Source organism: Paraplanobispora siamensis (assembly GCF_016863175.1).
GTDB lineage: Bacteria > Actinomycetota > Actinomycetes > Streptosporangiales > Streptosporangiaceae > Planobispora > Planobispora siamensis.
Genome location: NZ_BOOJ01000033.1, coordinates 18,321 through 28,719, shown reverse-complemented (window position 1 = coordinate 28,719; position 10,399 = coordinate 18,321). Strand labels below are relative to the sequence as shown.

8 protein-coding genes are annotated in these 10,399 nt (G+C 73.1%); 3 read left to right on the top strand and 5 right to left on the bottom strand.

All coding sequences use genetic code 11. The annotated features are described in order from the left end of the window. Window positions 1-317: 317 nt before the first annotated feature. On the bottom strand, window positions 318-1,304 hold the full coding sequence (locus tag Psi01_RS20475) for an aldo/keto reductase (RefSeq protein WP_239127870.1): 987 nt from the start codon (window positions 1,302-1,304) through the stop codon (window positions 318-320). Window positions 1,305-1,580: 276 nt separating this feature from the next. Between Psi01_RS20475 and Psi01_RS20470 the strand changes: the two genes are divergently transcribed. Then, on the top strand, window positions 1,581-1,916 hold the full coding sequence (locus Psi01_RS20470) for an STAS domain-containing protein (RefSeq protein WP_204065664.1): 336 nt from the start codon (window positions 1,581-1,583) through the stop codon (window positions 1,914-1,916). 55 nt (window positions 1,917-1,971) lie between these two features. On the opposite strand, the gene Psi01_RS20465 is transcribed toward Psi01_RS20470, so the two are convergent. Then, on the bottom strand, window positions 1,972-2,625 hold the full coding sequence (locus Psi01_RS20465) for an alpha/beta fold hydrolase (RefSeq protein ID WP_204065663.1): 654 nt from the start codon (window positions 2,623-2,625) through the stop codon (window positions 1,972-1,974). A 233-nt stretch (window positions 2,626-2,858) separates the two neighbouring features. On the opposite strand from Psi01_RS20465, the gene Psi01_RS20460 reads away from it, so the two are divergent. Beyond that, window positions 2,859-5,804: an ATP-binding protein gene (locus Psi01_RS20460; protein ID WP_204065662.1), complete on the top strand. Its 2,946-nt coding sequence runs from the start codon at window positions 2,859-2,861 to the stop codon at window positions 5,802-5,804. Between the two features lie 52 nt (window positions 5,805-5,856). Here Psi01_RS20460 and Psi01_RS20455 read toward each other — a convergent pair whose 3' ends face one another. Together Psi01_RS20455 and Psi01_RS44150 are read right to left on the bottom strand one after the other, a co-directional pair. Then, window positions 5,857-6,345 (bottom strand): hypothetical protein, encoded by a 489-nt coding sequence (locus tag Psi01_RS20455; protein ID WP_239127869.1) that lies wholly within the window; start codon window positions 6,343-6,345, stop codon window positions 5,857-5,859. A gap of 143 nt (window positions 6,346-6,488) precedes the next feature. Beyond that, window positions 6,489-7,190: a collagen-like domain-containing protein gene (locus tag Psi01_RS44150; RefSeq protein WP_204065661.1), complete on the bottom strand. Its 702-nt coding sequence runs from the start codon at window positions 7,188-7,190 to the stop codon at window positions 6,489-6,491. Window positions 7,191-7,618: 428 nt separating this feature from the next. On the opposite strand from Psi01_RS44150, the gene Psi01_RS20445 reads away from it, so the two are divergent. Then, window positions 7,619-7,981 (top strand): hypothetical protein, encoded by a 363-nt coding sequence (locus Psi01_RS20445; protein WP_204065660.1) that lies wholly within the window; start codon window positions 7,619-7,621, stop codon window positions 7,979-7,981. 185 nt (window positions 7,982-8,166) lie between these two features. Here the strand turns inward: Psi01_RS20445 and Psi01_RS20440 are convergent, their stop codons facing one another. Continuing rightward, window positions 8,167-10,185, bottom strand: coding sequence for a serine hydrolase domain-containing protein (locus tag Psi01_RS20440; protein WP_204065659.1), 2,019 nt, complete (start codon window positions 10,183-10,185; stop codon window positions 8,167-8,169). Window positions 10,186-10,399: the final 214 nt, after the last annotated feature.

Genomic DNA, 10,399 nt, shown 5'->3' with positions numbered 1-10,399 from the left:
GGGCCCAGGATCCGGAGGGGCCTGCGGAAGGTTCGTCGGCGCGGCGGGCCGAGGGCTACCGGGCGGGTCCTGACGAGAGCGGAGAGCCGTACCGCCACGTGTACCAGGCGGGCGAGCCCACCCGTGAGGCGCGTCCGCGGCAGGCCACCTGTCGCCCACCCGGGCTGTGCCGCACGGCGGATGAGCCTGCCCCGCCACGCCGGGGCACAGGCGACGACGGGTGGCCGGGACCGGCGTGCGACCGACACCGGCCGAACCCCGGACCCACCCGTCCAGGCCGCCGCCCGGCGGGGGTCCACCGGGCGGCGGGGCCGGGGCTACTGGGCGGCGTCCAGGCGGGCCAGCTGGTCCGGCGTCAGCTCCAGATCCACCGCGGCCAGGTTCTCCTCCAGCTGCTCCACCGAGGAGACGCCCGCCAGCGGGATCACCGGCAGGGCGCCGCCGATCTGCCAGGCCAGCACCACCTGGTTCACGCTCACCCCGGTCTCCCGGGCGACCTCGCGCAGCACCTCCAGGCGGGCGGGCGTGCCGGGGTGGTCGTAGTCCGGCGGCAGCGGCTTGTCGGTCCGGGTGTAGGCGCCGCGCAGCAGGGGCGAGTAGGCGACCAGGGTCAGGCCGGGCTCGGCCCGCAGGTAGCTGCGCAGCTCGGCGCCGGCGTGGCCGAGGCTGCCCTCCGGGAACAGCGGCTCGGGCACGTCGCTGCGCGGTCGGAGATAGCTGTGCTGGTACTGCAGGACCTCGTAGCCGGGCAGCCCGGCCGCCGCGGCCAGGGCACGGGCCCGCTCCACCCGCCAGATCGCGTGGTTGCTCACGCCGAGCAGGCCGACCGTGCCCTCGGCCACCAGCTCGGCGAACCCCTCGACGGTCTCGCGCGGGGAGACCGTCCGGTCCTCGATGTGCGCGTACAGCAGGTCGATCCGGTCCACCCCGAGCCGCTCGCGGCTGCGCTCGGCCGACTCCCGGATCACCTTCGCCGACAGCCCTTCGGGGTTGTCGACGTAGCCGGTGCCCGGCGCCAGCGGGCGCGCCCCCAGCTTGGTGGCGATGACGACCTCCCCGCCGACGCCGCGGCTGCGCCGCCACCGCCCCAGCAGTTCCTCGCTCTGCCCGCCCTGCCCGCCGTCGACCCAGAAGGCGTAGTTGTCGGAGGTGTCGATGAACGTGCCACCGGCCTCCACATAGCGGTCCAGGATGGCGAAGGAGGTCTTCTCGTCGGTCACCGAACCGAACAGCATCGCCCCTAGGGCGAGCACGCTCACCTCGCGGCGGGTCTTCGGGTCGGTGCCGATGGTGCGGTACTTCACGATGATGTCTCCGTCCGGTCCGTCGTGCAGATCACGGACAGGAGTCTGGGATGTGGAGCGCGCTCCAGGTCAAGCGCGGAGCGCGGGACGCCTCGCGGGGAAGCCGGGGGCGGGCCCGCCGTACCGTCCCGGCCTCGGACCGGAAAGAGACCGTCCCGGCCTCGGACCGGAAAGAGACCGTCCCGGGGTTAGCCTTCGCCCGACGGCGGTAGGGGGCGGGTCCTGACATCGATCGTGCAGGGAAGCGACGTGATGCTCAATGATCACCGTTCCCCGATGGATTTCACCCTTACCACCCGTTTCTCCGGAGAGCGGATGCTCCTGTGCGTCGGCGGCGCGCTCGACCACCGCTCCGCGCCTCTGCTGCGGCGGCGGCTGGAGGAGATCTGGGCGCTCACCGACCCGCTCCGTCTGACTCTGGATCTGAGCGCGCTGACCGACTGCGACGCCGCCGGTCTGCGCGAGGTCCTCACCGCCGTCACCGACGCCCGCGCCCGGGGCGTGGGCATGGAGGTCGCCGGCCTGGACGGGCCGGTGGCGCGGACCCTGGCCGCCGGCAACCTGCGCACCAGGTTCGACGTGCACCCCACCATGGGCCCCAACGGCGCGTGAGCGGCGTCGCGTCCGTCCGCCGGTCCCCGCCACGCGGGCGGGAACGCCGGTGGGATCACGACCCGGCGCGGCGGGCGTAGTCGTCGAGGCGCGCGGCCAGCTCCTTCGGCCGGGAGAGCATCACGCAGTGGCTGCCGTCGATCTCGTCGGGCGTGAGGCCGAGCCGCTCCTGCGCGATCCTGCGCATGAAATCGGGACGGAAGAACCGGTCGTCGCGGCAGAGCAGGACCTTCGTCGGCACCTCGGGCCAGGCCGGCAGCGGCCACGGCTCGACCAGCGCGCGCTCGGCGTGGTCCCGTCCGCGGCGCATCTCCTCCGCGGCCAGGTCCGGCGGGACGTCGTGCATGAAGCCGGCGACCGGGTCGTCCTCCCCCGGGTCCTCGAACCCGGTGTTGGCCCACCAGTCGGCCGGCGGTTCCCCCGGCGCGGGGATCATGGCCGCCAGCATCACCAGCAGGCCGGCACGCGCCCGCTCGCACACCAGCGGGCCGACGAAGCCTCCCCAGGAGTGGGCCACCACGACCAGGTCGGTGCGCCCGCCCACGGCGTCGAGCACGGCGGTGGCGTAGTCGTCCAGCCCGGCCGTCCCGTCCTCGAGCGGCAGGTCGACGGCCACGACGTCGTGGCCCAGGGCGCGCAGTTCGGGGTCGAGCAGGTGCCACTGCCAGGCGGTGCCGCCGCCCCCGTGGATCAGAACGAACGTGGCCATCCCGGTGGCTCCTCTCGCCGGGCTCCGCGGCGGGCCCAGGGGTTCTGTAACGGACTCGGGGCGATTCTCGTCTCCGTGACCGACAGTTTCCGGCCGGCCCGCCCCACCGGCCCATCCCACCGGCCCATCCCACCGGCCCGCCCCGAACAACCGGGGCCAGGTGGGCCGTTTTGCCACGGGCGTCTACTGTGGGAGGGAACGGGGGGCCGGTGATCTCGGGGGAGTTTGGGCCGGTGGAGGCGATAGATCATGTTCATGACGCGCGGCGGGCGCAGACGCTGCATGCCACAGGTCTGCTGGGCGAGGCCTGGGTGCCGCTGCTGGACCGGGTGACCCGGACGGCGGTCCGCCTGCTGGGGGTGCCCGCGGCGGCGGTGGCGCTGGCCGAGCGCGACCGGCAGGTCGTGGTCAGTACGGCCGGGCCGGACAGTCCGGCGCCGGGCGACCGGCTCACGCCGTCGTACGCGCTGTGCCGGCACGTCGTGGCCACCGGCGAGCCGCTGGCCGTGGCGGACATCGGCGCCGACGAGCGGTGGCGGCGGATATGGACGTCCGCGGAGGGCGAGCCCGCCGCCTACGCCGGGGTTCCGCTGCGCGCCGGCGTCCACGTGCTGGGCACGCTGTACGCGGTCGACTCCCGGCCCCGCCCGTGGAGCGCCGAGCAGCTGGACATGCTGGAGGACCTGGCGGCGATGGCGGAGGCGGAGATCGGACTCCGGCTGGCCAGGACCGAGACGCAGGAGACCGCGGCGTGGACGCAGCGGCTGCTCGACTGCGTACCCGACGCGGTGATCTCCCTCGACGCCGCCGGCGTGGTGCGCGGCTGGAGCACCGGCGCCCAGCAGCTGTTCGGCTGGTCGGCGAGCGAGATCGTCGGACGGCCGATCGTCGGTCTGGTCGCCCCCGAACGGGCGCGCCGCGACTACGAGGAGCGGCTGCTGCGGCTGCGCGAAAGCGACGCCCCGGCGCTGGCCGGCCGCGGGCTGAAGCTGGAGGTGATCGACCGTGCCGGGCGGGAGTTCGAGGTGGAGGGGGTCGCGCAGGCCACCACCGTGCACGGCCAGGTGATCGTGCACGCGTTCCTGCACGAGGCCGGCGGGGACCGCCGGGGCGGCGGGGAGTACGACAACGGGCGCAGGTTCCTGCAGGCGTTGCTGGACAGCCTGGACGTCGGGGTCGCGGCCTGCGATCCCGAGGGCCGCCTGACCGTGGTCAACCAGCCGCTGCGCGCCGGCCGCGAGCAGAAGCCGAACCTGTGCGTCGACGACCTCCCGCAGGTCTACGGCCTGCTGGCGGCCGACGGGCGGACCCCGCTGGCCCCCCACGAGGTGCCGCTGACCCGCGCGCTGGCCGGGGAGTCCGTGGACGGCCAGCAGCTGGCGGCCCACCTGCCCGGCGGGGTGCGCCGGTTCCTGGCCAACAGCCGTCCCATCGACACCTTCGACGGGCGCCGCCTGGGCGCGGTGATGGCCCTGCACGACATCACCGACCAGCACCGGACCGAGATCCTGCGCTCCGCGCAGGACGCCGTGAACCGGGTGCTGGCCGACGCCGCCACCGCCGAGGAGGCCGCCGTCGGCACCGCCGGAGCGATCGCCCGGGCGCTGGGATGGTCCTGCGGGGAGTACTGGCGCGTCGCCGAGGACCAGAGCGGCATCACCCGCATCGGTTCGTGGAGCGATCCCGACCGGGAGCTGTCGGCCTTCGCCGACGGGGACCGTTCGGATTCCGAGACCTTCGAGCGCGGTCAGGGGCTGCCCGGCCGGGTGTGGGACACCGGCCGGCACCACTGGATCAGGGACCTGCTGGACGACCCCGACGGTTTCGTCCGCGAGCACGAGGCGCTGCGGGCGGGCCTGCGCACCGCCGTAGGCCTCCCCGTCCGCAGCGGCGATCGGATCCTGGGCGTGCTGATGCTCTTCGCCGACACCGTCCAGGAGCCCGACGACGACCTGGTCGAGCTGCTGGAGGGCATCTCCGGCCACCTCGGCCGCTACAAGGAGCGCCGCCGCGCCGAGGAGCTCGCCCTGGCCCTGGACGCCAGCCGCCGCCACTTCAACCAGATCATCGCTCAGATCAACGACAACGTGTGGAGCATCGAGATCTTCGAGGACGGCCGGGTCCGCTCGCTGTACCAGAGCCAGAACGCCGCCGGGGTGTTCGGCCGGCGGCTGCCCGACGACGCCGACATCGACGACCTGATGCTCAAGCGCGTCCATCCCGACGACATGGAGGCCTATCTCGCCTTCAACCGCAAGCTGCACGCGGGCGAGCCCGCCGAGATCGAGTGCCGGGTCGTCGGGCTGGACGAGGTCACCCGCTGGATCTGGATCCGGACGACGCCCCGCCGCGAGGGCGACCGGCTGCTGGTCGACGGCATCGCCACCGACGTGACCGAACGCCACCACATAGCCGAGGAGCGCGAACACCTGCTGGCCCAGCAACAGCAGCAGGTGCGCCGGCTGCGGGAGCTCGACCGCATGAAGGACGAGCTGATGGCGCTGGTCACCCACGAGCTGCGCAATCCCATCGGGGCCATCCGCGGCTACGTCGAGCTGCTCACCGACGATCCCGGCCTGAGCGCCGAGCAGCGCATGTTCACCGACGTCATCGACCGCAAGAGCGCCCACCTGCAACGCCTGGTCGACGACCTGCTCGACCTGGCCCGCATGAACGCCGGGGGCATCGGCGTCGACCTCCGTCCCCTGTCGCTGACCGGCCTGCTGAACGAGGCCATCGACGACCACCGGCCCGCGGCCGAGGCCAAGCAGCTGGCCCTCACCACCGAGCTGGAGCCGTCCCTGCGCCTGCACGCCGACCCGGTACGGCTGCGCCAGATGCTCGACAACCTGCTGTCCAACGCGATCAAGTACACGCCGGCGGGAGGGAAGGTCACCGTCTCCGCCGGCCTCGGCGGCGACTGCGGAGACGCGGCGCTCACCCTGACGGTCGCCGACACCGGGATCGGCATCCCGGCCGAGCAGTACGACCGGCTGTTCACCCGGTTCTTCCGCGCCTCCACCGCCCGCGAGGCCGGGATCAAGGGCACCGGTCTGGGGCTGGCCGTCACCAGGGCGATCGTGAACGCGCACGGCGGCACCATCTCCGCCGCCCCCCGCGAGGGCGGGGGCACCGTCTTCACCGTCTGCCTGCCGACCGTCCCGCCGCCCCCGGCCTGAGCCCCGGGCGGGCGGGCCGTACGTGCCCTCGGGCGGTCAGGACGTACGGGCGTCAGGACGTGCGGGTGAACTCGGCGACCCAGTTCGTCTCCCAGGTCGCGCCGCCGTCGGCGGAGAACTCCTGCTCCCACCGGCACGAGTGCGCGGTGATGTCCGACCAGATGTAGTTGACCTTGATCGGGACTCCGTCGTACACGTCGTCGGCGGTGAACACGCCCCGCCCGTCGGCTCCGAAACGGCCGACCACCGGAGGCAGCGATATGCCGGTCCTGCTGCTCGCCCAGTACAGCGACCACAGGTCGGTCGCTCCGTCGTACAGCCGCAGCGTCACGCCGCCGAACCCCTGCGTCGGGAAAGTGACCTCGTCGATGTTGCCGGCGCCGTCCAGAACGCTCCAGCACCTGGTGACGCCGGGGAACTCGTACCAGTCATCGCTGCCGGCGAGCACCCGGCGCAGCCGCCGCTGGCGGGAGGCCCAGGTGCCGACGAGGAAGTCGAAGCTGTTGGCCGCCTTGAAGGCGGCGTCCGTCATGTCGGTCATGGGCGCGACGTTAGCGACGGTTCCCTGACACCCTGCGTCAGGGAATCGCGATGGCACGACCGGTCCCTGTCACGGGACCGCGATGGCACGACCGGCCGGAGCGGTCCCCGGAGGGCGGGACCGTTCCGGCCGGGACGACGGGCCTACGGCTTGGCCGCGGACTCGTTCGGAGAGGCGCCGGGCGAGGGGGCGCCCTGCGAGGAGGCCGCCGGGGCCCCGCCCTTCCTGCAGTTGGCCATCCTGAAGACCTGCGGGCTGGGGTCGCCGTCCTCGCAGGTCATGCTGCCCCTGAGGCCGGGGACGCCGAATGCCGACAGGTCGAACACGAAGTACTTGACCGGGCTGCCGTCCTTGCCGTCCTTGCCCGCGGGACCGGCCGGGCCCGCAGGGCCGGTCTCGCCCTTCGGACCCGCGGGACCGGTCTCGCCCTTCGGACCTGGCGCGCCGTCCTTGCCGTCCTTGCCGTCCTTGCCCGCGGGACCGGCCGGGCCGGTGTCGCCCTTCGGGCCGGGGACACCCTGCTTGCCCTGCGGGCCGCGGAAGCCCTGCGGGCCCTGCTGGCCGGTGTCGCCCTTCGGACCCGCGGGACCGGCCGGGCCGCGCTCCCCCTGCGGGCCCGCGGTCGCGACGCCCTGCTGGGACTGACCTCCCCAGGAGGTCTTGAACTCGGTGGTGCGGCAGCTGGCGGTCGCGTTGACCAGCCGCATGTAGCGGGTCTTCTTGTGGACGCACGCGGTGATCACGTCACCGGGGGCGGAGACCTGGGCGGACGCGGTGGCCGTACCGGCGATGCCGACGAGCAGCACTGCCGCCGCAGCCAGGTACACAGGCTTACCGATTCTCATGGATGTGACTCCGGATCGAGATGGGACGGGAGTGTGCGGCGTGGATCATCGTGGCAGGAAGGAACGATCCAAACGCACAAAAACGGCGCATGAGATCAAAACGAGATCTTCCACATCCTCGGCGCAGGCGGCGGCGCCGTACGGCATCCGCATCGCGAGCCGGCCCCGGACCCGGGCGTACGACCGCCGTCGCGAATCGCTCTCACCGGGACCGGCCCCGACAGCAAAAAACGGAAATTTCCGCTTTAAGGATTCGGCGGGAAATTCAATTCCCATTGACGCCGAGAATTAGATTCGGGTTCACGATATTTCCGTGAATTTACTTTCCAAAGGCTTTACGTCCCGCCGATGAATACTGCAGACTCTCCCGTAGCGGCGCAATCACTTGCGGTGACAGTCTGAGCGCCGACCGTTCAAGGAGGCTTTTCATGCCGAAAATCAGGACCAGGCGGGGCGTCGCCCTGCTCACCGGTCTCGCTTCTATGACCGCGGTCCTCGCCGTGGGAGCGGGCGCGCAGCCCTCCTACGCCCAGGCGCCGTGCACCACGTCCGGGCCGACGGTCACCCGCACCGGCACCGGGGCCGAGATCGCCCTGACGGTGTCGTGCTCCACCTCGCAGTCCGTGGACATCGGGCTGACCGTCCTCGGCGTCGGCGGCACCACGCTCGCGGGGGTGAGGACCACGACGACCGTCGCGGCGGACGCCACCACGACACAGCGGGTCACCGTCCCCCTCCCCGTCCAGCGGGCGTGCGTGACGGTCAACGGCACCACCCGCTGCCTGCCCTGAGCATCCCCGCGCGGGCATCGGACAAGGGCGGCTCCGCCATTTTCGAACGATTTTGAAAATCATTCGGAAATGAGGGGGGCCGCCCTCTCGAGTCGGCGGGTCAGCCAGTCCCGGCGTGACCGGATAAATGATAACCCGGCCGGACCGGAAAACGCGCGGCATCCGTTCCGGAAATCACCGGCCGGTCAGAACCACCAGCCGATGAGGTTCCACTGCCACAGGAACCACGTCAGCGCCGCCAGGCCCGCGAGCACGATCACCTGGTGGACGCGGGCGACCGCGCCCGCCCCCGAGCCCCGCCAGCCCCTGACGGTGGACACCGCCGCCCCGGCCGCCATCGCGAGCGTGACCACGGGCACGGTGAGCAGGAGGCGCAGGCCCGTCGGCACGCCGTACAGCGTCTCCCCAGTGTCGCCGAGGAGCTGACCCGTCAGCAGCGCCAGGAAGACCAGGCCGGTCAGCGCGGCCCCGGCGGCCAGGGCGCGGGCCCCGCGCCAGGCGGCCGTGGTGGTCGCGGGCCGGCGGCGCGCCCGGCGCCACGCCCCCGCCAGGGGTACGGCCGACGCGCTGAGGGCCGCGACGACGAAGACGAGGACGACCGCCAGGTTCACGATCGGGGTCTGCCCGGCGGGCATCAGCTGGTAGGCGGGGCCGTCGGTGGCCACATACCGCCGTCCGTCGCCGCGGTCGAGGAACACCAGGCGGTCGGCGCCGTCCGCCCGGACGTACAGGCCGTCGCCCCGGGTCCTCCAGTCGTGGCCCTTGAAGTGGACCGTGCCGTCGCCGTTCACCGTCAGCCGGGCCGGTCCGAGCAGCAGCAGGAGCTTCTCGATCGTCGTCTCGTTGTGCCGCGCCGGCGCGTAGAAGCCCTCCCGCGGGGCGGCCGCCTGGGACGCGGGCCGCGACGCCGTAGCGGAACCGGAGGTCCCCCCGCCGGAGGTTCCCCCCTCCGAAGAGGGTCCGTCCCCCGAAGAGGATCCGTCGCCCGAAGAGGATCCGTCGCCCGAAGAGGATCCGTCGCCGGAGCTCCCCTCGCCCGGGGCGAACCGGTCGAGGAAGGCGGGGATCAGCTCGCTCGCCGTCTCGATGCCGCCGGTGCCGTTGACCGACACGAACACGCCCAGATCGCACTCCGGCACCATGACCAGCGCGCTCCGGAAGCCCTCCCAGCTGCCGTCGTGCATCAGCACCCGGCGGCCGTTGACGGTGCGGTCCATGAATCCGTGCGCCCAGCCCCCCAGTCGGGGATCGGCGGCGTAGGAGCGCCGGTGCATCCGCTCGGTGACCGCCGGGTCGAGGACGGCCGCGCCGCCCAGCCGCCCGCCGTTCAACTGCGCGATCATGAACTTGGCCATGTCGTCGGCGGTGGCGCTGATCGATCCGTCGGGGGGCATCTGGTCGAAGATGAAGGGGATGGCCCGCGGGGGCTCGGAGTCGGAGTCGTAGCTGCGGGCGAGGTCGGCCGCCAGGGGCGCGGGCACCGGTTCGGCCGCGGTGCTGCGCGTCATGCCGAGCGGGGTGAGCAGGTGACGCCCGACGTAGGCGTCGTACGGCTCGCCGGTGACCTGGCTGACGAGGTGACCGGCCAGCGCGGCGCCGTAGTTGGAGTAGGCGGAGATCTCCCCGGGCGGCCGGATCCTGCCCGGCATGCGGTCGGCCAGATACTCGGCCAGCGGCGGCACGTCGGCGGCGGTGCGCGCCCCGATGCCGATCACGCGCTCCTCGAAGCCCGCGGTGTGGTCCATCAGGTTCTGCAGGGTCACCGGCTCCGGGTAGGTCTGCGGGATCTCGAAGGTCTTCAGATAGCGGTTCACGTCGGCGTCCAGGTCGAGGCGGCCGGCCTGGACCTGCTGCATCACGGCCGTCCAGGTGAACAGCTTGGTGATCGAGCCGATCCTGACCAGCGAGCGTCCGGGGTCGAAGGCGACGCCCCGCCCGGCGTCGGCCAGGCCGTACCCCCCGGCGAACACCTTCCTGCCGCCGGCGACCACCGACACCACGGCGCCGGGCACCCGGTCGCGGGTGAGGCGCTCCGGCACCGCCCGGTCGAAGAAGGCGGCCGTTGCCGCCGGGGTGACGGCGGGACAGGCCGCGACGGCGGCCCGGGCCTCGGGGGCCGCCGGGTCGAGGACGGGCAGGGCGACGCAGAGCGCGAGCAGGCCCGCGATCACTCTGCCGGTCGGCCGGGACGGTCGGGTACGCATGGGAGCCGCTCCTCGCGGTGACGGTCGGGTCGGTGACGCCGTCCAGCGTCGTGGCGCGGGCACCGGCTCCGCATCGCCCCGCGGGCCACGACGCCCTCCGACGAAAGTCGCAGGAGCGGCGGCGGAGCCGGGCGACGAAAGGCGGAGGAGGAGGCCGCGGCGCAGCCTGCGAGGCGTTCCCGCCGGGGCGGGGCGACAGCGCGGCTGGGCGCCG

Coding starts and splice junctions, on each gene's coding strand:
- Psi01_RS20445 (WP_204065660.1), top strand. CDS start 7,619: ATGCCGAAAATCAGGACCAGGCGGGGCGTCGCCCTGCTCACCGGTCTC.
- Psi01_RS20470 (WP_204065664.1), top strand. CDS start 1,581: ATGGATTTCACCCTTACCACCCGTTTCTCCGGAGAGCGGATGCTCCTG.
- Psi01_RS20465 (WP_204065663.1), bottom strand. CDS start 2,625: ATGGCCACGTTCGTTCTGATCCACGGGGGCGGCGGCACCGCCTGGCAG.
- Psi01_RS20455 (WP_239127869.1), bottom strand. CDS start 6,345: ATGACCGACATGACGGACGCCGCCTTCAAGGCGGCCAACAGCTTCGAC.
- Psi01_RS20440 (WP_204065659.1), bottom strand. CDS start 10,185: ATGCGTACCCGACCGTCCCGGCCGACCGGCAGAGTGATCGCGGGCCTG.
- Psi01_RS44150 (WP_204065661.1), bottom strand. CDS start 7,190: ATGAGAATCGGTAAGCCTGTGTACCTGGCTGCGGCGGCAGTGCTGCTC.